Annotated in this window: 15 protein-coding genes and 1 pseudogene; 12 read left to right on the top strand and 4 right to left on the bottom strand. The window is 72.5% G+C overall.

The genetic code is table 11. The features are described 5' to 3' along the window. Window positions 1-82 precede the first annotated feature (82 nt). From IH48_RS0125480 to IH48_RS0125470, 3 genes are all read left to right on the top strand, one after another. Complete coding sequence (locus IH48_RS0125480) at window positions 83-3,010, top strand: DEAD/DEAH box helicase (RefSeq protein ID WP_030909199.1); 2,928 nt, start codon at window positions 83-85, stop codon at window positions 3,008-3,010. Then, the gene (locus IH48_RS0125475) at window positions 3,007-4,260 is read left to right on the top strand and encodes an SWIM zinc finger family protein (RefSeq protein ID WP_030909196.1); all 1,254 of its coding nucleotides are present in this window, start codon (window positions 3,007-3,009) and stop codon (window positions 4,258-4,260) included. The genes IH48_RS0125480 and IH48_RS0125475 overlap by 4 nt, the downstream gene beginning before the upstream one ends. A 67-nt stretch (window positions 4,261-4,327) precedes the next feature. Beyond that, window positions 4,328-4,744, top strand: coding sequence for a hypothetical protein (locus IH48_RS0125470; protein WP_051840568.1), 417 nt, complete (start codon window positions 4,328-4,330; stop codon window positions 4,742-4,744). A gap of 5 nt (window positions 4,745-4,749) precedes the next feature. Here the strand turns inward: IH48_RS0125470 and IH48_RS0125465 are convergent, their stop codons facing one another. After that, window positions 4,750-5,958, bottom strand: coding sequence for a pyridoxal phosphate-dependent aminotransferase (locus IH48_RS0125465; protein ID WP_030909188.1), 1,209 nt, complete (start codon window positions 5,956-5,958; stop codon window positions 4,750-4,752). Between the two features lie 85 nt (window positions 5,959-6,043). Here IH48_RS0125465 and IH48_RS0125460 point away from each other — a divergent pair, with 85 nt between their 5' ends. Both IH48_RS0125460 and IH48_RS0125455 read left to right on the top strand, forming a co-directional pair. Continuing rightward, entirely contained in the window at window positions 6,044-6,697 is a 654-nt protein-coding gene (locus IH48_RS0125460; protein ID WP_030909186.1) for a winged helix-turn-helix transcriptional regulator, read from the top strand. A 52-nt stretch (window positions 6,698-6,749) separates the two neighbouring features. Next, window positions 6,750-7,391: a uridine kinase gene (locus tag IH48_RS0125455; protein WP_030909183.1), complete on the top strand. Its 642-nt coding sequence runs from the start codon at window positions 6,750-6,752 to the stop codon at window positions 7,389-7,391. Between the two features lie 46 nt (window positions 7,392-7,437). Here IH48_RS0125455 and fdhA read toward each other — a convergent pair whose 3' ends face one another. Then, entirely contained in the window at window positions 7,438-8,667 is a 1,230-nt protein-coding gene (gene fdhA / locus IH48_RS0125450) for a formaldehyde dehydrogenase, glutathione-independent (protein WP_030909180.1), read from the bottom strand. Between the two features lie 423 nt (window positions 8,668-9,090). Between fdhA and IH48_RS0125445 the strand changes: the two genes are divergently transcribed. From IH48_RS0125445 to IH48_RS0125430, 4 genes are all read left to right on the top strand, one after another. Continuing rightward, a complete protein-coding gene (locus tag IH48_RS0125445) occupies window positions 9,091-9,996 on the top strand; it encodes an MHYT domain-containing protein (RefSeq protein WP_051840566.1) in 906 nt (301 codons plus the stop codon). A gap of 84 nt (window positions 9,997-10,080) precedes the next feature. After that, complete coding sequence (gene uvrB / locus IH48_RS0125440; RefSeq protein WP_030909175.1) at window positions 10,081-12,216, top strand: excinuclease ABC subunit UvrB; 2,136 nt, start codon at window positions 10,081-10,083, stop codon at window positions 12,214-12,216. A 117-nt stretch (window positions 12,217-12,333) separates the two neighbouring features. After that, on the top strand, window positions 12,334-12,963 hold the full coding sequence (locus IH48_RS0125435) for a TerD family protein (RefSeq protein ID WP_051840564.1): 630 nt from the start codon (window positions 12,334-12,336) through the stop codon (window positions 12,961-12,963). Between the two features lie 322 nt (window positions 12,964-13,285). Beyond that, a complete protein-coding gene (locus IH48_RS0125430) occupies window positions 13,286-14,284 on the top strand; it encodes a TerC family protein (protein ID WP_030909169.1) in 999 nt (332 codons plus the stop codon). An 8-nt stretch (window positions 14,285-14,292) separates the two neighbouring features. On the opposite strand, the gene IH48_RS0125425 is transcribed toward IH48_RS0125430, so the two are convergent. Then, on the bottom strand, window positions 14,293-15,372 hold the full coding sequence (locus IH48_RS0125425) for a S66 family peptidase (RefSeq protein WP_051840562.1): 1,080 nt from the start codon (window positions 15,370-15,372) through the stop codon (window positions 14,293-14,295). Window positions 15,373-15,461: 89 nt separating this feature from the next. On the opposite strand from IH48_RS0125425, the gene IH48_RS0125420 reads away from it, so the two are divergent. Beyond that, window positions 15,462-16,457 carry a cytochrome c oxidase assembly protein gene (locus tag IH48_RS0125420; protein WP_030909163.1) on the top strand — a complete coding sequence of 332 codons (996 nt, stop codon included), beginning with the start codon at window positions 15,462-15,464 and terminating at the stop codon, window positions 16,455-16,457. A 341-nt stretch (window positions 16,458-16,798) separates the two neighbouring features. Here the strand turns inward: IH48_RS0125420 and uvrA are convergent, their stop codons facing one another. After that, entirely contained in the window at window positions 16,799-19,828 is a 3,030-nt protein-coding gene (gene uvrA / locus IH48_RS0125415) for an excinuclease ABC subunit UvrA (protein WP_030909160.1), read from the bottom strand. A 263-nt stretch (window positions 19,829-20,091) separates the two neighbouring features. On the opposite strand from uvrA, the gene IH48_RS0125410 reads away from it, so the two are divergent. Both IH48_RS0125410 and IH48_RS0125405 read left to right on the top strand, forming a co-directional pair. Then, window positions 20,092-20,748: an MBL fold metallo-hydrolase gene (locus IH48_RS0125410; RefSeq protein WP_030909157.1), complete on the top strand. Its 657-nt coding sequence runs from the start codon at window positions 20,092-20,094 to the stop codon at window positions 20,746-20,748. A gap of 109 nt (window positions 20,749-20,857) precedes the next feature. Continuing rightward, a pseudogene (locus IH48_RS0125405) lies at window positions 20,858-21,280 on the top strand (Rieske (2Fe-2S) protein); the annotation flags it as partial. Window positions 21,281-21,366 lie beyond the last annotated feature (86 nt).

Below are 21,366 nucleotides of genomic sequence, written 5' to 3'. Positions count from 1 at the left end.
GCTGCTCCCGGAGGCGTTGTCAGACCCCCTGCCTAGACTCGCAGAGGTCGGATGGATCGTGCGGGTGCGGCGGGGAGGTGCGGTGGTGGTCGGTGCGTACGGGGCGGGGCTCGCGCGGTGCGCCGCCGTCTTCCTGCCCGCGGAGCTGCCGCGCGAGGGCCGCGTCGCGTTCTGGGCGCCCGAGGGCGGGCTGCCGCAGGGCGCGTTCCCCGAATCCGCCGCCGGCGAGCTGACGGTGGTGCGGCCCGCGGGGGAGGCGGGAGACGCGGTGGAGGCGGTCACCGTGCCCGCGGTGCTGGCATCGGTGGGCGAGGCGGTCCCGCTGCTGGTGCGGGCCAGGGGCGACAGGGCCGCCCACCCGGCGGCGGCATGCTGGGGAGCTGCCGCGCTGCACGCGCTGCGCCTGGTCGGCCGTGGCAGGCTGCTGCCGGGTCTGACCGCGACGGATCAGGACGCGTGGCGTGCGGGTCCGCTCGACGCGGAGGACATCGCGCAGCTTCGGGCCATCGCCGCCGCCATGCCCCCCGAGGCGCACGCGTGCCCGGTGCCAGGCGCGGGGACCGGTGGCGAACTGCGCGTGCCGGATCAGGAAGCACTCGTGCGTGCGTTCCTCGACGCGGTCGCCGACACGCTGCCGCGCACGCCGGCAGCGGCGTTCGCCGCGGGCGCGCCGTTCGCCGCGCGAGAGCCGCAGCGGCTGCCCGGCGCGCGGGCGTGGGCGGCGGAGGCCGCGGCGGGGATGGACGCGGGCGTGCGGATCTCGCTCAGGCTCGACCTGTCGGCGTACGAGGCGTTCGACCGCGAGCCGGACGACGCGACGGCGGCAGGGGCCAGGCGCGCGGGCGCCGCACTCGTCCAGGTCCACAGCCTCGCCGACCCGACGCTCGTGCTCGACGCGTCCCGGCTGTGGGCGGGGGAGGGCGATGAGGCGTTCGGGCCGCGCGCCCGCGTCGATGCCCTGCTCGCGCTGCGCCGCGCCGCCCGCGTCTGGCCGCCGCTCGGCCGCCTCACCGAGCAGGACGTGCCGGACGTGCTCACCCTCGCCGAGGAGGAGCTCTACGACCTGCTGGGCCCCGCGGCCGGCCGGCTGGCAGCCGCAGGCGTCGCGCTGCACTGGCCCAAGGAAATGGCCCGTACGCTCACCGCGGCCGCCGTCGTACGGCCTGCGCGTGCCGCGCCCGGATCCGCGACGGACGGCACGGTGTTCTTCGACAGCGCCGAACTGCTGTCGTTCGACTGGCAGCTCGCGCTCGACGGCGAAGCGCTGACGCAGGCCGAGATGGACGTGCTCGCCGAGGCGCACCGGCCGGTGGTGCGGCTGCGCGACCGGTGGGTCGTCGTCGATCCGGCGCTCGTGCGCAAGGCGCGCAAGCGGGAGCTCGGCCTGCTCCAGCCGTCTGAGGCGCTGGCCGTCGCGCTCACCGGCACCGCCGAGGTCGACGGCGAGACGGTCGAAGCGGTGCCCGAGGGCGCGCTCGCCGCCCTGCGCGACCGCATCACCGCGGGCCCGGGCGCGCTGCCGCAGCCGCCAGGTCTCGCGGCCACCCTCCGTGACTACCAGCTCAGAGGCCTCGCCTGGCTCGATCTGATGACGTCCCTCGGGCTCGGCGGCTGCCTGGCCGACGACATGGGCCTCGGCAAGACCATCACGCTCATCGCGCTCCACCTGCACCGGGCACGCCGCACCGCCGCCGGCGGCGGGCAGGAGCCGCCCACGCTGGTGGTGTGCCCCGCCTCCCTCCTCGGCAACTGGCAGCGGGAGATCACCCGGTTCGCGCCCGGCGTGCCGGTGCACCGCTTCCACGGCGCGGGCCGCAGCCTCGACGAGGCCGCCGGCGGCTTCGTCCTCACCACGTACGGCACGATGCGTTCGAGCGCGGAGCGGCTGGCCGCGCACCGCTGGGGGATGGTCGTGGCCGACGAGGCACAGCACGTGAAGAACCCCTTCTCCGCGACGGCGAAGGCGTTGCGCACGATCCCGGCGGGCGCGCGCGTCGCCCTCACCGGCACGCCCGTCGAGAACAACCTGTCGGAGCTGTGGGCGCTCCTCGACTGGACGACACCGGGGCTGCTCGGTCCGCTGAAGACGTTCCGCGCGCGCCATGCACGCATCGTGGAGAACGTCGAGAACGCGAAGGCGGCCGGCGTCAAGGACGCGGACAACCAGCAGGCCGTCGACCGGCTCGCCCGCCTCGTGCGGCCCTTCCTGCTGCGCAGGAAGAAGTCCGACCCCGGCATCGTGCCCGAACTGCCGCCCAAGACGGAGAGCGACCACCCCGTGCCGCTCACCCGTGAGCAGGCCTCGCTGTACGAGGCGGTGGTGCGCGAGACGATGGGCGCCATCGAGGAATCGCAGGGCATCGCGCGGCGCGGCCTCGTCATGAAGCTGCTCACGTCCCTCAAGCAGATCTGCAACCACCCCGCGCAGTACCTGAAGGAGGAGGCCGCGGCGGGCAGCGCCGGCCCGCCCCGGCTGACCGGCAGGTCGGGCAAGCTCGCCCTCCTCGAGGAACTGCTCGAAACGATCCTCGCCGAGGACGGCTCCGTGCTGGTCTTCACCCAGTACGTGTCCATGGCGCGGCTGCTGACCGCGCACCTCGCGAGCCGCGCCATCCCCGCGCAACTGCTCCACGGCGGCACGCCCGTGGCGGAGCGCGAGCGGATGGTGGACCGCTTCCAGGAGGGCGGGGTGCCGGTGTTCGTGCTCTCCCTCAAGGCGGCGGGCACGGGTCTCAACCTCACGCGGGCCGGCCATGTCGTGCACTACGACCGGTGGTGGAACCCGGCCGTCGAGGAGCAGGCCACCGACCGCGCCTACCGCATCGGCCAGACCAGGCCCGTGCAGGTGCACCGGCTGATCGCGGAGGGCACCGTCGAGGACAGGATCGCCGAGATGCTCGCCTCCAAGCGGGCGCTCGCCGACGCGGTACTCGGCTCGGGCGAGGCGGCGCTGACCGAGCTCACCGACCGGGAGCTGGCCGACCTCGTGTCCCTGCGCAGGCCGGCGTGAGCGCGCAGGCGGCGCGCAGGCCGCGCCACGACGACCGGCGCGCCACGTTCCCCGCGATGGAGCCGCGGCCCGCGCCCGAGGGCCCGTTCGCCGCCACCTGGTGGGGCAACGCGTGGATCGAGTCGATGGAGGACACGGCGCTCGACGCGGCGAGGCTGGCGCGCGGCCGGCAGTACGCGGGCGGCGGCCACGTCGACGCCGTCACCGTCACGCCCGGCCGTGTCATGGCGTACGTGCACGGCAGCAGGCCCCGCCCGTACCGCACCGAGATCCGGCTGCGCACCCTCTCCGACGACGACTGGGCCGACCTGCTCGGCGCGGCCGCGGCCCGGCCCGACCACATCGCCGCGCTGCTCGACAAGGACATGCCCCACGCCCTGGCGGACCTCAGCGACCTGCTGCCCACCGCGGGCGACCTGGTGCCCGACTGCTCCTGCCCCGACGACGGCTACCCGTGCAAGCACGCCGCGGCGCTCTGCTACCAGACGGCCAGGCTGCTCGACGCGGACCCGTTCGTGCTGCTGCTGATGCGGGGCAGGGCCGAGCACGAGATCCTCGCCGACCTCACGCGCCGTTCGGCCGCCGTGTCCGCCGCGGAGCGCTCGGCGGCCGCCCCCGCGCTGCCCACCGTCGCCGCGGGGGCCGCCCTCGCGCCGCGCACGCTGCCGGCCCTGCCGCCGCCCCTGCCCGTGCCCGACAGGCCCGGGCGCCCGCCTGACTACCCCGAGGCGCCGGGCGCGCCCGACCCGTTCGCCCTCGACCTGCTCGCCACGGAGGCCGCGGCCCGCGCCCACGCCCTGCTCGTCCTCGGCTCGGACCCCGTCGCCGGCCTGACGCCCTGGCAGGACGCGGTCCGCCTCGCCGCCGCCCACCCCGGCTCCGGGCTCACGGCGTCGACCCGCGCGCTCTACCGCGACCTCGCCGCCGCCACGGACCGCACCCCCACCGACCTCGCGCGCGCCGTGGCCGCCTGGCGGCAGGGCGGCCTGGCCGGTCTTGACGTCCTGGAACACGCGTGGGACCCGCCCGCGGGCCCCTTCGACCGGGCGCCGCCCGCCCTGGCCGCGGCCGACCTGCCCGCGCTGCGCCCCTGGCGCAACCGCCTCACGGGCCCCTCCCTGCAACTGCGCCTGGGCCGGGACGGCCTCTGGTACGGCTACGAATCGGACCGCGACCGCGAGGACTGGTGGCCGCGAGGCATACCGGACACCGACCCGGTGGGCGCCGTCATCGCCCTGCTCGGCCGGTGACGGGTACGCTGCGGCCACGGACCGTCAGGCACCGGACACGGCCGCGACGAACCCGAGGGGGCAACTGGTGGACGATGTGGTGGCGATGGCGGCGGCAGCGGTCGTCCAGCGGATGGCGCTCGACGGCTGGAGCGCGGTACGCGACCGGTTCGCGGCGTTCCTCTCGCGAAGGAGCGGCGCGTCCGAGGACACGGTCGGCGCGGAACTCGACACGTCGCGCGCCGAATTGACGGCCGCCCGGGAGGCCGGTGACGAGGAGGCGGCGGGCGAACTCGAATCCGCGTGGCGCGGCCGCTTCCGCCGCGCCGTCCGCGACGACGCGGCAGCGCAGGAGGAACTGGCGGTGCTCGTGCGCCGGTTCACCGCCGAGCAGACGGCGGTGAACGGTGGTGACGTGCACAACACCATCAACGGCGGCACGTACCAGGGCCCCGTCATCCAGGCGGGGTCCGTCGGCCGGATCCGCCTCGACGGCCGCCCCTGACGCTCCTACTGCCGGTACCCGCTGAGGAACCTGCCGATGCGGCTGATCGCCGCGTCGAGGTCGTCCGCGTACGGCAGGGTCAGGATCCGGAAGTGGTCGGGGCGCGGCCAGTTGAAGCCCGTGCCCTGCACGACCTGGATCTTCTCCCGCAGCAGCAGATCGAGGACGAACTTCTCGTCGTCCACGAGCGGGTGGACCTTCGGGTCGATGCGGGGAAAGGCGTACAGCGCCCCCTTCGGCTTGACGCACGAGACGCCCGGGATCTCGTTCAGCTTCTCCCAGGCGCGGTCGCGCTGCTCGTGCAGCCTGCCGCCGGGAGCGGTCAGCTCGCGGATGGACTGGCGTCCGCCGAGCGCCGCCTGGATGGCGTACTGCGCGGGGGCGTTGGGGCACAGCCGCATGGACGCGAGGACGGTGAGGCCTTCGAGGTAGCCCCGTGCGTGCTGCCTCGGCCCCGTGACGACGAGCCAGCCCGAGCGGAAGCCGGCCACCCGGTACGTCTTCGACAGGCCGCTGAAGGTGAGCACGACGAGGTCGGGGGCGAGCGCGGCCGCCGAGTGGTGGACCGCGTCGTCGTAGACGATCTGGTCGTAGATCTCGTCGGCGAACACCATCAGCTGGTGGCGCCTGGCGAGATCCAGAATGCCCTCCACGATCTCGCGCGGATAGACCGCGCCGGTCGGATTGTTGGGGTTGATGATCACCACGGCCTTCGTGCGGTCGGTGATCTTCGACTCCATGTCGGCGAGGTCCGGGTTCCAGTCGGCCGACTCGTCGCAGACGTAGTGGACGGCCTTGCCGCCCGCGAGGGTGGTGACGGCCGTCCACAGCGGGAAGTCGGGCGCCGGGACGAGGACTTCGTCGCCGTCGTCGAGCAGCGCCTGCACGGCCATCGAGACGAGCTCGGACACGCCGTTGCCGAGGAACACGTCGTCCACGCCGACCTCGAGACCGAGCGCCTGGTAGCGCTGGGCGACCGCTCGGCGCGCCGAGAGGATGCCGCGCGAGTCGGTGTAGCCGTGGGCCTGCGGCAGCATCCGGATCATGTCCTGCACGATCTCCTCAGGCGCCTCGAACCCGAAGGCGGCCGGATTGCCCGTGTTCAGGCGCAGGACGCTGTGGCCGGCCTCCTCCAGCGCGTCGGCGTGGGCGATGACCGGACCCCGGATCTCGTAGAGGACGTTGCGAAGCTTGCTCGACTGCTGGAACTCCATGCCGTGGCCTCCCCGACCGATTGCGGTACTTGGTTTTACCAAGCCTGTCCTTGGAAAGTCCAACAACATGTCTAGACTGCGGGCCATGCCACGTCGCCGAAGTTACGACCAGTACTGTGCCGCGGCCCGCGCCCTCGACCGCGTGGGGGACCGCTGGTCCCTGCTGATCGTGCGGGAACTGCTCGCGGGACCCCGCCGCTACACGGACCTGCACGCGGACCTGCCGGGTGTCAGCACGGACGTACTGGCCTCGCGCCTGCGGGACTTGGAGCGCGACGACCTCGTCACGCGCAGGAAGCTGCCGCCGCCCGCCGCCGCGGTCGTCTACGAACTCACCGGGCGCGGCGCCGGGTTGCTGCCGGTGCTCGGCGCGCTCGCCGAGTGGGGCGCCGCCGACCTCGGCGAGCCGCGGCCGACGGACGCCGTGCGGGCGCACTGGTTCGCCCTCCCGCTGCTGCGGGTGCTCGGCGAGCGCGCGGGCGGCGAGGCGGGGACCGTCGAGGTCGTCCTCGACACCGGCACGTTCCACCTGGGACTCGGCCCCGAGCACCGCGCGCCGGAGCCGGCTGCCTACGGCGACGGCCCGGCGGGCGGCGAGCCCGACGCCCGCCTCACGCTCTCCACGGCGGCCTGCCGCGCGCTCGTCGACGGCGGCCTGGCTCTCGCGGACGCCGTGCGCGAGGGCCGCGTCGCCGTCCACGGCGACTCGCCGCTCGCGAAGGTGCTGCGCGGCCGGTGACCCGGGCGCCCGGCGGCGGCACCAGGGCGCGGGGACGCGAGAGGATGGCCGGGTGCGACTCGAAGCGATCACCTGGGAACGCCTGACCGGCGCGCTCGCCGACCGGCTGCTGGAGGGCGGCCCGCACGACGGCGGCTCGCGGCTGCGCGTCGCGTTCGACGGCGCGCCCGCGGCCGGCACGGGGCGCGCGGCCGAGGCGCTCGCGGAGGCGCTGCGGCTGCGCGGCCGTCCCTCGTTCGTGGTCTCCACGCAGGGGTTCCTGCGACCCGCCTCGCTGCGCTACGAGTACGGGCGCGAGGACCCCGACGCGTACTTCGGCCGCTGGTTCGACACGGGCGCGCTGTGGCGCGAGGTGTTCGGCCCGCTGGACCCGGGCGGCTCGGGGCGCGTGCTGCCCGACCTGTGGAACCCGGCGACCGACCGCGCCACGCGCAGCGACCCCGTCGAGCTGCCGCCCGGCGGGGTCCTGCTGCTGCACGGCCCGCTGCTGCTCGGGCACTGGTTCCCGTTCGACCTGACGGTCCACCTGGACCTGTCGTCCGGCGCCCTGCGCAGGCTCACCCCGGCCGAGGACTACTGGACGCTGCCCGCGTTCGAGCGGTACGCGGCCGAGAGCGACCCGCTGGGGACGGCCGACGTGGTCGTACGCGCGGACCGCCCCGGCCATCCGGCGTGGAGCGGACCGCGCACCTGACGCACGCGGTCCGAGCCGTGCGGGCCGTCCGAGCCGCCGGTCCGCGTCAGGCGGCCTTGGCGTGGTCCAGGGCGCCGTTCGGGTTGAGCACGTACTTGCGGCTCGCGCCCTTGTCGAACTCCTCGTACCCGCGCGGGGCGTCGTCCAGCGAGATCACCGTCGCGTTCACGGCCTTCGCGATGTGCACCTTGTCGTGCAGGATCGCCATGGCCAGCTGGCGGTGGTACTTCATGACCGGGCACTGGCCCGTCGTGAAGCGGTGGCTCTTGGCCCAGCCCAGGCCGAGGCGGACCTTCAGCGTGCCGGACTTCGCGTCCGCGTCCACGCCGCCCGGATCGTCCGTGACGTACAGGCCGGGGATGCCGAGCGCGCCGCCCGCGCGCACCGTGGTCATCAGCGAGTTCAGCACCGTGGCGGGGGCCTCGCCCGCGTCCTTGCCGTGGCCGCGCGCCTCGAATCCGACGGCGTCGACCGCCGCGTCCACCTCGGGCACCCCGAGGATCTGCGCGATCTGGTCCTCCAGCGCGCCCTTCGTCAGATCGACCGTCTCGCAGCCGAAACTGCGTGCCTGGGCGAGCCTTTCCGCGTTCAGGTCGCCGACGATCACGACGGCGGCCCCGAGGAGCTGGGCCGCGGCCGCCGCCGCGAGACCCACCGGGCCGGCGCCCGCGACGTACACCGTCGAGCCGACCTCCGTGCCCGCGGTCACCGCGCCGTGGAACCCCGTCGGGAAGATGTCCGACAGCATGGTGAGGTCGAGCAGCTTCTCCAGGGCCGCGTCCCTGTCAGGGAACCGCAGCAGGTTGAAGTCGGCGTACGGCACCATCACGTACTCGGCCTGGCCGCCGACCCAGCCGCCCATGTCGACATATCCGTAGGCGGCGCCCGGTCGCCCGGGGTTGACGTTCTCGCAGATGCCCGTCTGCCGCTCCTTGCAGTTGCGGCACCGCCCGCAGGCGATGTTGAACGGCACGGAGACGACGTCGCCCACGTCGATGAACTCGACATCGGGGCCCTTCTCCACCACCTCGCCCGTGATCTCGTGGCCGAGCACAAGACCCGCGGGCGCCGTCGTCCTGCCGCGCACCATGTGCTGGTCACTGCCGCAGATGTTGGTGGCGAGCACCTTGACGATGACGCCGTGGCGGCACTCGCGTCCGATGTTCGCGGGGGCCACGCCGGGCCCGTCCTTGAGTTCGAGCGTCGGGTAGTCGGTGGTCCTGACCTCCACCACACCCGGCTCGATGTACGCGACCGCCTTGTTTCCTCCAGCCATGCCCGCTCGCCGTCCCTTCGGATCCGCCCGTTCCGGCGGATCGGACATCACGGTTGTGTGCTTGATCTCACACTAGGTCGGTCCTGTGGGTGCGACAACAGGATGGACGCGGCACGGGCGCACGCTCCCGGTATCCGCCGCCATGCCGCGAAGAGGCCGCGGACCAGCACCGCAGGGGGCGATGCCGCGCCCCGGCGGGCGACCCGGACGCGGCAGGCGGGCCGCCGGGGCACGGACCGCACCGGAAGGTTCCCCCAGACGACCGCCCGTTCCGCCGATTCTTCACGATTCATGCAGACCGCCCCGGAAGCCGCCACCCGCGACGGACTTTGCTAACCGGGCGTGCCGTCCTAATCTCGCCCCCGGACCGGCACGTCAGTACAGGCGTACGCACGACACCGAGGGGCTGAGGGGCGCCACGCCATGCAGGGCACAGTCAACGGATTCAGCTACGGGCTCGTCACCCCCGTCGCCGCCTTCCTCGCGGCGGGCCTGGGCGGGGCGCTGGGCCTGCGCTGCGTCGCGCCGGCCCTGCGCGGACGAGGCAGGCGGCGGCCCGCCGCACTGGTCCTCGGCACGCTCACGCTCGGCTGCGGCGTGTGGACCTCGCACACCGTCGCGATGACCGGGTTCGCCGTGGACGGGACCTCCGTCGGCTATGACACGGTGACGATGTTCGCGAGCCTCGCGGTGGGGCTGCTGATGATCGGCGCAGGCCTGTTCGTGGTCGGGCAGCGGGGCGCGAGCAGGATGAACCTCGTCTCCGGCGGCACCCTGACGGGACTCGGTATCGCCAGCACGCACTACCTCGGCATGGCCGGCATGCAGCTGGACGGCATGGTCGAGTACAGCACCCCCACGGTGGTCGGCGCCGTGGCGGTCGGCGTCGCCGCGTCCGTCGCGGCGCTGTACACGACGTCCAGGTACCGGGGCGTTCCCGGAGCCCTCGCCGCCGCCGGCTGCCTGGGCCTTGCCACGACCGCGATGCACTACATCGCCATGGCCGGCGCCACGATCGACCTGACGTCCCCGGCTGCCGCGGGCGGCGGCCGGCCCGACGCCGGTGACCTGCTGCCCATGCTCGCCGGGCCCGCCGCGTTCCTCGTGGTCGCCGCGGCCGTCGCGCTCGGCCGTCCCCGCCTGCTGCCCGGCGCCGCACCGCACCGCGCGACCGCGCCCGAGGCCGTGCGCGGCCCCGTGCCGCGTTCGCGTGAACCGCTCCCCGTGCAGCGCGCGAGGACCCGCAGGCACCACACGGCGGCGGGCGCCGCCCGAGGCCGTGCGCCGCAGCCGGTGCGCGGCGGCTCGACCGACCTCCACGACTGGTGAGCGTGAACCTCCCCTGACCCGGCCCACCGCAGGTCAGCACCTGTGCGGGCCTCGTTGTCAGTGGGGAGTCGTACGGTTGACCCCATGCGGCCCGTAACCCACATCGAACGCTCACTGGCGCCCTTCGAGGTCATCAGCCCCTACCGGCCGAGCGGTGACCAGCCCGCGGCCATCGCCGAGCTGGAACGGCGTGTGCGCGCCGGGGAGAACGACGTCGTCCTGCTCGGCGCCACCGGCACGGGCAAGTCGGCGACCACGGCCTGGATGATCGAGAAGCTCCAGCGGCCGACGCTCGTCATGGCGCCGAACAAGACGCTGGCCGCACAGCTGGCGAACGAGTTCCGCGAGCTGCTGCCGAACAACGCGGTCGAGTACTTCGTGTCGTACTACGACTACTACCAGCCCGAGGCGTACGTGCCGCAGTCGGACACGTACATCGAGAAGGACTCCTCGATCAACGAGGAGGTGGAGCGGCTGCGCCACTCCGCGACGAACTCGCTGCTCACCCGCCGCGATGTGGTGGTCGTCGCCTCCGTCTCCTGCATTTACGGCCTCGGCACGCCGCAGGAGTACGTGGACCGCATGGTGCCGCTGAAGGTCGGCGGCGAGTACGACAGGGACGAACTGCTGCGCCGCTTCGTCGACATCCAGTACACGCGCAACGACGTCGCCTTCCAGCGCGGTACGTTCCGCGTCAGGGGCGACACCATCGAGATCTTCCCGGTCTACGAGGAGCTGGCCGTCCGCATCGAGATGTTCGGCGACGAGATCGAGGCGCTGTCCACGCTGCACCCGCTGACGGGCGAGGTCATCAGCGAGGACCAGGAGCTGTACGTCTTCCCCGCCAGCCACTACGTCGCGGGGCCCGAGCGCATGGAGCGCGCGGTGCGCGACATCGAGCACGAGCTCGAGCAGCGCCTCGCCGAGCTGGACAAGCAGGGCAAGCTCCTCGAGTCGCAGCGGCTGCGCATGCGCACCACGTACGACATCGAGATGATGCGGCAGATCGGCTCGTGCTCCGGCATCGAGAACTACTCGATGCACTTCGACGGCCGCGACTACGGCTCCCCGCCCAACACCCTCCTCGACTACTTTCCCGAGGACTTCCTGCTCGTCATCGACGAGTCGCACAACACGGTCCCGCAGATCGGCGCCATGTACGAGGGCGACGCGTCCCGCAAGCGCACGCTCGTCGACCACGGCTTCCGGCTGCCGTCCGCGCTGGACAACCGCCCGCTGAAGTGGGAGGAGTTCCAAAAGCGCGTCGGCCAGACCGTCTACCTGTCGGCCACGCCGGGCGCCTACGAGCTGTCCCGCGGCGACGGCGTCGTGGAGCAGATCATCCGCCCCACCGGCCTCGTCGACCCGGAGGTCGTCGTCAAGCCCACCCAGGGCCAGATCGACGACCTGGTGCACGAGATCAGGCAGCGCACGGAGAAGGACGAGCGCGTCCTCGTCACCACGCTCACCAAGAAGATGGCCGAGGACCTCACCGACTACTTCCTCGAGCTCGGCATCCAGGTGCGCTACCTGCACAGCGACGTGGACACGCTGCGCCGCGTCGAACTGCTGCGGGAGCTGCGCTCCGGCGAGTTCGACGTCCTCGTGGGCATCAACCTCCTGCGGGAGGGCCTCGACCTGCCCGAGGTGTCGCTCGTCGCGATCCTCGACGCGGACAAGGAGGGCTTCCTCCGCTCGGGCACGTCGCTGATCCAGACGATCGGCCGCGCCGCGCGCAACGTGTCGGGCCAGGTGCACATGTACGCGGACAAGGTGACGCCCGCGATGGAGCGCGCCATCGACGAGACCAACAGGCGCCGCGAGAAGCAGATCGCCTACAACACCGAGCGCGGACTCGACCCGCAGCCGCTGCGCAAGAAGATCAACGACATCGTGGCCACGATCGCGCGCGAGGAGATCGACACGGAGTCCCTGCTCGGCACGGGCTACCGGCAGACGAAGAGCGGCAAGAACAACAAGAACGCCAAGCCCGCCAAGGCGCCGGTGCCGTCCCTCGGCGGCGCGGCGGCCAAGGGCGGCGCGGGCGACGGCCCGACGGACCGCCCGGCCACCGAGCTGGCGGGGATGATCGAGGAGATGACCGACCGGATGCGTGCCGCCGCCGCGGACCTCCAGTTCGAGGTGGCCGCGCGCCTGCGCGACGAGGTCGGGGAGCTGAAGAAGGAGCTGCGGCAGATGAGGGAGGCGGGGCTGGCCTGACGCGCGCGGCCGCGGTGTGTCGCAGGTCCGACACAACCGGCGTGAGCGCGGCGGACGCGGGCAGGGTCGTGCGTAGGGTGCTCCACAACCGCACACGGAAGGTTGGGCGGGGGGACCATGCGGAAAGGGGACCAGGACGTGGTGGACACGACCAAGGGCGGTTCGTCCGGCGGCGTCAGCCTGAGCAAGGGCCAGGCGATCAGCCTGGAGAAGAGGGGCGGTGGAACGCTCACCGCCGTGCGCATGGGGCTCGGCTGGCAGTCGGCCAAGCGCCGCGGGCTGTTCGGCATGCGGACCCGTGAGATCGACCTGGACGCATCGGCGGTCCTCTTCGCCGAGAAGAAGCCTGTCGACGTGGTGTTCTTCCGCCACCTCGTCAGCGACGACGGCTCCGTGCGGCACACCGGGGACAACCTCGTGGGCGGCGCGGGGCAGGGCGAGGACGACGAGTCGATCCTCGTGGACCTGGGGAGCGTGCCCGGCCACATCGACCAGATCGTCTTCACGGTGAACTCGTTCACGGGGCAGACGTTCCAGGAGGTGCGCAACGCCTTCTGCCGCCTCGTCGACGAGACGACCGGCGAGGAACTCGCCCGCTACACGCTCGACGGGGGCGGCCAGTACACCGCGCAGATCATGGCGAAGGTGCACCGCTCCGGAAGCGGCTGGCAGATGACGGCACTGGGCAACGCGGCCAACGGCCGCACGTTCCAGGACCTCATGCCGGCGATCCTGCCGCAGCTCTGACCGCCCGCCGGCCGGGCGCGCCCCTGCGCGCGCTCGGCCGGCGCGACGGTGCGCCAGGAATAATCCCTCCTTCAGCTACCTCCCTGACCTGGGAATTTAATTGCTCTTTGGCTATCGCTTTACCTTTTCATGGGCGTTCCTGTACCGTTTCTTGTAGCGGAGGGGAGTACTCCCGTATCGCGACGTACCCGTCAATACGGACCGCCATCGGTCCCGGGGCGTCGGCCCGGGGATTGGCGAAGACCCCCCAGGTGGAAGAGACCTCCGGCAGGCGGGCCGATCCGATCGGCGCCGCTCGTAGTCGCAAGACGCCGGAGGCACGATGGACATCTCGTTGACCACGTGGCTGCTGACCGTCCTCGGTCTGGTGGTCCTGATCGCGATCGACTTCCTCATCGGGCGCAAGCCCCATGAGGTGTCGGTCAGGGAAGCAGGCGTCTGGACGGCCGTCTGGGTCGTCCTCGCCGGCCTCTTCGGCGTCGGCCTGCTGCTGTTCGCGGGCGGAAAGGCGGGCGGCGAGTTCTTCGCCGGCTACGTCACGGAGAAGTCGCTCAGCGTCGACAACCTCTTCGTCTTCATCGTCATCATGGCGAAGTTCGCGGTGCCGCTCCGCCTCCAGCAGCGGGTGCTGCTGTTCGGCGTGCTGATCGCGCTGGTCCTGCGCGCCGCGTTCATCGCCGCCGGCGCCGCCGTCCTCGCGTCCTTCTCATGGGTGTTCTTCCTGTTCGGCGCCTTCCTGATCTACACCGCGTGGAAGCTGATCCAGGAGGCGCGCTCCCACGGCGGACAGGACGAGGAATGGGAGGAGAACCGGCTGCTCAAGACCGTGGAGCGCCGCTTCGGCGTCGCGGACAAGTACCACGACACGAAGCTCTTCCTCCGCGTGAACGGCAAGCGCGTCCTCACGCCCCTCATGGTGGTCATGCTGGCCATCGGCACCACGGACGTGATGTTCGCCCTCGACTCCATCCCGGCGATCTTCGGCCTGACGCAGGACCCGTACATCGTCTTCACGGCCAACGCGTTCGCGCTGATGGGCCTGCGGCAGCTGTACTTCCTCATCGGCGGGCTGATGAAGAAGCTGGTCCACCTCAGCTACGGCCTGTCGGTGATCCTCGGCTTCATCGGCGTGAAGCTCGTCCTGCACGCGCTGCACGAGACCGGGGTGCACGTGCCCGAGATCAGCACCACGCTCTCCCTCTCCGTGATCGGCGGCGTCCTGCTCGTCACGACGGTCACCAGCCTCGTCGCCGCCCGCAGGAGCGGCCGGGACGCCGAGGCCGCCGAGCGGCGGGGCGACGAGGACCGCGTGGACGCCTGAGCCGTCCGTCAGTACGTCACGGTGATCCGCCGCGCGGGACCGTCCACCCGGACCGTCCCGCCGTACGGGACCACCAGCTGCGGGTCCGTGTGCCCGAGGTCCACGTCGAAGACGGCCATCGTCTCCGGCGCGTACTGCGCCAGCGCACGCTCCACAGCCGCCCGCTGCTCGCAGGCGTAGCGGCCGGCCTCGTCCGGCGTGTTGGGCCGGCCGAACGACCAGGTCTTCGGCCGGCCCATCAGCAGCGCGGGGAACCGGACGAGCAGCCCGCGCTCGCCCATGGCGCGCAGGATCCCGTACACCTCCGACGCGGACGGCAGGTCCTCCGACGTCTCGAGCACCAGCACGCAGCCGTCGTAGACGGAGGGGTCCGCGCCGATCTCCCGGTCCGCCATCAGCAGCCAGGACAGGATCTCGACGTTGCCGCCCCAGCTGATCCCCTCCACGACCCGCTCGGGCCCGGCCCAGGACCAGCCGCGCCCGGGCCGGGTCGCCGGCTCCTCGTCGAAGGTCGCCGGGTCGGCCCAGTCCCTGTCGATGTCCCCGAACCGGTCGGCGGGCCGCAGCTCGTGGGGGCCCTGTGTGAACAGCGCCGCCCGCAGCGACTCCTCGGTCAGCGGGTGCATCCGCCCCGGGCGGCCGAGCTGCACCATCACGCTGCCGCCGTGGTACGCCGCGATCCCGGTCTGCCACAGGTACGCCAGCAGGCACGTGTTGTCGCTGTACCCGAAGAACGGCTTCGGGTGGGCGGCGATCAGCCCACGGTCCAGGTGGGGCAGCACGGTGATCTGGTCGTCGCCGCCGATGCTCGCGATGACCGCCGTCACGGAAGGGTCGGCGAACGCGGCATGGATGTCGGCGGCGCGCTGCCGCGGCGTCGCGCCCATCGTCCGGGTCGCCGGATACTCCACGGGCCGCAGGCCGAAGTCGTCCGCGAGGCGCCGCAGCCCCAGTTCGTACGGGAGCGGCAGGGCTCCCGGCAGCCCGGAGGAGGGGGAGATCACGGCGATCCGGTCGCCCGGCCGGGGCTTCGGCGGGCGGACCGGGTGCGGGCCGCCGCTGGGGAGGCCGGTACGGGGTGTCGGCATGGCGGGAGGATATGCGTGCGGGCACCCGACGCACGAGCGAGCAAGGCGCCGGTCTAGCGTGGTCGCCGAATACGGAAAGAAGGTGCGGCGTGCTGCCGGAACTCACGGTGGGCAGGGGCTTCACGTCCTGGACGCTCGACCCGGTGGCGCTGGTCGCCGTGGTCCTGCTCGGCGCCCTGTACGCGGCCGGCGTGGCGCGGCGCCTCCGGTCGGGCGGGCGCTGGTCCGTCCTGCGGACTGCGCTGTTCGCGGTGGTCGGCCTCGGCATGATCGTCGTCGCCACGATGTCGTCGCTCGCGGTCTACGACCGGGTGCTGTTCTGGCCGGCCGCCGTGCAGAACATCCTGCTCGACCTGCTCGCCCCGCTCGGCCTCGCGCTCGGCGACCCGCTGGGGCTCGCCTCGCCCGAAGGGCGGCTGCGGCGGGCGGTGGCCTCGCGGCCCGTCCGGCTGCTGACCTTCCCGCTCGTCAGCTCCCTGTTCGTGCTCGTCTCCGAGCTGACCATCTACTTCACGCCGTACTTCCCCACGGCGCTCCACAACGACCTCGTCCGCCAGCTGATGCACGCGCAACTGCTGTTCACCGGCTGCCTGTTCGTCCTGCCGATGCTCTCCAAGCAGGAGATGCTGCCGCGCTGGTGCAGCTACCCGGTCAGGGCCGTCCTCGTCTTCCTCGACGGGCTGTTCGACTCGCTGCCCGGCCTGGTCGTGATGACCAGCAGCACGCTCGTCGCCGGCGACTGGTACCGGGCGCACCCGCGCACCTGGGGGCCCACGCTCCAGTTCGACCAGACGCTCGGCGGCGGCCTGATGCTGACGCTCGCGGAGATCGTCGCCCTGCCGTTCCTGATCGCCGTGTTCTTCCAGTGGTGGCAGTCGGAGCGCGTCCGCACGGCCGAGCTGGACGCCCGCCTCGACGCGGAGCTGACCCCGGTCCCCGCGCCCGCGCCCGCGGCCTCCGCGCCCGCGGGCCCGGCGGACGGTGCACCGGCCGCGGCGCCCGCGGCGGCGGTCCCCGAGCGCGTGCGGCCCTGGTGGGAGACCGACGGCGGCGAGGTGGGCCAACGCATGCGCAGGGGGCGCTGACCGGTTGGCGACGCCGCCCGGACCACCGGCCGGGAGCGGCGGCCGTCCGCGCGGGGAGGTGACCTGGCGCCGGCGGAGCGGTGGCCGCGGGCCGCTCGCGCGCCCGGACGGACGCCCGTGGGCGACGCACGCGCCAGCGCATGCGCAGGGGGCGCTGACCGGTTGGCGACGCCGCCCGGACTACCGGCCGGGAGCGGCGGCCGTCCGCGCGGGGAGGTGACCTGGCGCCGGCGGAGCGGTGGCCGTGGGCCGCTCGCGCGCCCGGACGGACGCCCGTGGGCGACGCACGCGACGAGCCGGCGGCGGGGCCTGCCCGGAGCCGGCCGCCGACGCCGCCGCGGCTACTTCGCGCGCTGCTTGCGGGGCGCCGCCGCGGACTTCCGGGTCGCGGCCTTCTTGGCGGCCGTCTTCTTCGCGGCGGTCTTCTTCTGCTCTGCGTCCGCCTCGACCGCCTTCGCCGCGGCCCCGGACCTGCGCGCCGCGGTCTTCCGCGGCTTCCGCGGCGACACCGCCGCGTCGCTGACGCTGTCGGCGTCCAGGATGTCCCGCAGGAACTTGCCCGTGTGGCTCGTCGCCACGCCCGCGACCGCCTCGGGCGTGCCCTCCGCGACCACGAGACCGCCGCCGTTGCCGCCCTCGGGACCCATGTCGATCACCCAGTCCGCCGTCTTGATGACGTCCAGGTTGTGCTCGATCACGATCACCGTGTTGCCCTTGTCGACCAGACCGGACAGCACGTTGATCAGCTTGCTGATGTCCTCGAAGTGCAGACCCGTGGTCGGCTCGTCCAGCACGTAGACCGTGCGGCCCGTCGAGCGCTTCTGCAGCTCGCTGGAGAGCTTCACGCGCTGCGCCTCGCCGCCGGACAGGGTCGGCGCCGACTGGCCCAGCCTGACGTAGCCCAGGCCCACCTCGTTGAGCGTCCTGAGGTGGCGCGAGATCGTCGGCACGGCCTCGAAGAAGTCCAGCGCCTCCTCGATCGGCATGTCCAGGACCTCGGCGATGTTCTTGCCCTTGTAGTGGACCTCCAGCGTCTCCCGGTTGTACCGGGCGCCGTGGCAGACCTCGCACGGCACGTAGACGTCCGGCAGGAAGTTCATCTCGATCCTGATCGTGCCGTCGCCCGCGCAGTTCTCGCAGCGGCCGCCCTTCACGTTGAACGAGAACCGGCCTTGCAGGTAGCCGCGTACCTTCGCCTCGGTCGTCTCGGCGAACAGCTTCCGCACGTGGTCGAACACGCCCGTGTACGTGGCCGGGTTGGACCGCGGCGTCCTGCCGATGGGGGACTGGTCGACATGCACGACCTTGTCCACCAGGTCGTCGCCGTCGACGCGCGTGTGGCGCCCGGGCACCGACTTCGCGCCGTTCAGCTCGCGCGCCAGATGCGTGTACAGGATGTCGTTGACCAGCGTCGACTTGCCGGAACCCGACACGCCCGTGACGGCCGTGAGCACCCCGAGCGGGAACGACACGTCGATGTCCCGCAGGTTGTTCTCGCGCGCCCCGTGCACCGTGAGCCTGCGCGACGGGTCGGTGGGCCTGCGGAGCGCGGGCGTCGCGATGGACCGCTTGCCCACCAGGTACTGACCGGTCAGCGACTCGTCGTTGGTGAGCAGCTCCTTCAACGGGCCCGAGTGGACGACCTTGCCGCCGTGCTCGCCCGCGCCGGGGCCGATGTCCACGATCCAGTCGGCGACCTTGATGGTGTCCTCGTCGTGCTCCACGACGATCAGCGTGTTGCCCATGTTCCGCAGCCGGACCAGCGTCTCGATCAGCCGGTGGTTGTCCCGCTGGTGCAGCCCGATGGACGGCTCGTCCAGGACGTAGAGCACGCCGACGAGCCCGGAGCCGATCTGCGTGGCGAGCCGGATGCGCTGCGCCTCGCCGCCGGAGAGCGTGCCGGCCGCGCGGTTCAGCGACAGGTAGTCGAGGCCCACGTCGACAAGGAACCGCAGCCGCTCGTTGACCTCCTTGAGCACCCGCTCCGCGATCTTCTTGTCGCGCGCGCCCAGCGTGAGCTCGCCGAGGAACTGCGCGCAGTCGCTGATCGACATGGCCGAGACCTCGGCGATGGACCTGCCCATCACCGTCACCGCCAGCACGATCGGCTTGAGGCGCGTGCCCTCGCACGTCGGGCAGGGCACCTCGCGCATGTAGCCCTCGAAGCGCTCCCTGCTCGTGTCGCTCTCGGCCTCCTGGTGTCGCCGCTTGACGTACGACACGGCGCCCTCGAAGGACGGCGTCACATAGGCGCGCTCGCGTCCGTACCGGTTGCGGTAGCGGACCTCGACCTGCGTCTTGTGCCCGTACAGCAGCGCCTTCTTGGCACGCTGTGGCAGCCCGGCCCAGGGGATGTCCGTACGGAAGCCGAGCGCGTCCGCGAGACCGTTGATCATGCGGCCGAAGTACTCGCGCGTGTGCCCGTGCGACCAGGGGTGGATCGCGCCCTCGTCCAGCGACTTCTCCTCGTCGGGGACGATCAGCTCCGCGTCCACCTCCATGCGCGTGCCGATGCCGGTGCAGTCCGGGCAGGCGCCGAAGGGCGAGTTGAACGAGAAGGAGCGCGGCTCGAGCTCTTCGAACGACAGGTCGTCGTACGGGCAGTAGAGGTGCTCCGAGTACATGCGCTCGCGCTCGGGGTCGTCCGCGGGGAGGTCGACGAAGTCGAGGACGACCATCCCGCCGGACAGCCCGAGTGCCGTCTCCACGGAGTCCGTCAGCCGGCGCTTCGCCGAGTCCTTGACGGTCAGGCGGTCGACGACCACCTCGATCGTGTGCTTCTCCTGCTTCTTCAGCTTCGGCGGCTCCGCCAGCTGGATCGTGGCCCCGTCGACGCGCGCGCGGCTGTAGCCCTTGGTCTGGAGGTCCGAGAAGAGGTCGACGAACTCGCCCTTGCGCTCGCGCACGAGCGGCGAGAGGACCTGGAACCTGCTGCCCTCGGGCAGTTCGAGCACCTTGTCCACGATCGCCTGCGGCGACTGGCGCGTGATCGGGCGGCCGCACTCCGGGCAGTGCGGCTTGCCGATGCGGGCGAACAGCAGCCGCAGGTAGTCGTAGACCTCGGTGATCGTGCCGACCGTCGAGCGAGGGTTGCGCGACGTGGACTTCTGGTCGATCGAGACGGCGGGGGAGAGGCCCTCGATGAAGTCGACGTCCGGCTTGTCCATCTGCCCGAGGAACTGCCGGGCGTACGAGGACAGCGACTCGACGTAGCGGCGCTGGCCCTCGGCGAAGATCGTGTCGAAGGCCAGCGAGGACTTGCCGGAGCCGGACAGCCCGGTGAAGACGATGAGCGAATCGCGGGGCAGGTCCAGCGAGACGTTGCGCAGGTTGTGCTCGCGTGCGCCGCGGACGATGAGACGGTCGGCCACTGCCGGTCCGCACCTTTCGTTGGAAGAAGCAGGGGCGGTGCCCCCTCGCCGGGAACGCCGGGGGTCGCCAGAGCGATGGACTGCTGGGGTGTGCTGGTTGTACACGCTGTACGCGCCTGTGCATGAGTGCACCGGCGCGCATCCCAGGATGCCTCTTCCGGTGCCCTCGCCGAGCCTATAGCACGCGCATTCGATTTTGGGGGGACCTGCGTCCTCTTCACCCGAACGGGTGGCGGCCCCGGATGCGATCTAGAGTTGCGGCCATGACCTACAGCGGAGCGGTGCACGTCGGCGGGCCCGCCGACGTGCACGAGTTGACCGACCTGGTGATCTCGAAGATCGCCGTCGGGCCGATGAACAACAACGCCTACCTCCTGAGGTGCCGGGCCACGGGCGCCCAGCTGCTCGTCGACGCGGCCGCCGAGCCGGACAAGCTGCTCGCGCTCATCGGCGAGGACGGCATCGCCGGCGTGGTCACCACCCACCGCCACGGCGACCACTGGGGCGCGCTCTCCGAGATCGTCGACGCCACCGGCGCGCGCACCTACGCGGGACGCTACGACGCCGAGGGCATCCCCGTCCCCACCGACACCCCCGTGGGGGACGGCGACACCATCGGCTTCGGCGAGATCGCGCTCACCGTGCGCCACCTCGTGGGCCACACGCCCGGCTCCGTCGTCCTCGTCTACGACGACCGCCACGGTCACCCGCACGTGTTCACCGGGGACTGCCTGTTCCCCGGCGGCGTGGGCAACACGTTCCACGACTCCGAGGCCTTCGCGAGCCTGCTGCACGACGTCGAGACCAAGATCTTCGACCGGCTCCCCGACGAGACGTGGGTCTACCCCGGCCACGGCGACGACACCACCCTCGGCGACGAGCGGCCGCACCTGGGGGAGTGGCGCGAACGCGGCTGGTGACGCGTGCGGCGCCGGGGGCCGGTGGCCGGGCGTCTGGTACGTCCCGGTATCGTCTGGAGGCGCCCGCCGCGTGCTACCGCGTACCACACCCCCCGCCCGTGGAGCCCCCATGTCCGGCCTGCCCGCCCGCCTCGCCAGCCGCCGCACCGCGCTGAAGGGCGCCGCGCTCGCTGGAGCCGCCGCGCTCGGCGCCGCCGCCTGCGGGCCCGGCCGCAAGGCCGCGGCGAGCCCCACGCCCACCGCTCCCGTCGACCTCGGGGCCGAATCGGCGGTCCCCGTCGGCGGAGCCAAGCTCTACCGGAACGCGAAGGTCGTCGTGTACTGCCCCGCCAAGGGCGAGTACAAGGGGTTCAGCGCCGTCTGCACCCACCAGGGCTGCGTGCTCACGGAGATCGTCAAGACGACGGGCGAGTGCCCCTGCCACGGCAGCCGCTTCGACGTCACCACGGGCAAGGTCGTCCAGGGCCCGGCCCAGCAGCCGCTGCCGCCCGTGCCGGTGCGTGCCGAGGGCGGCAAGCTCGTCGCGGGGCCCGGAGGCCCGTCCTCCGCCGCGACGGGCTCGGCGTCCGCGTCCTCCGCCGCGACCGGCGCCGCGTCCCCGGCCTGAACGCGCGCCGG

This window comes from Streptomyces sp. NRRL F-5126 (genome assembly GCF_000721265.1).
Classification (GTDB): Bacteria; Actinomycetota; Actinomycetes; order Streptomycetales; family Streptomycetaceae; genus Streptomyces.
This window is presented reverse-complemented; position numbering and strand designations above follow the sequence as displayed.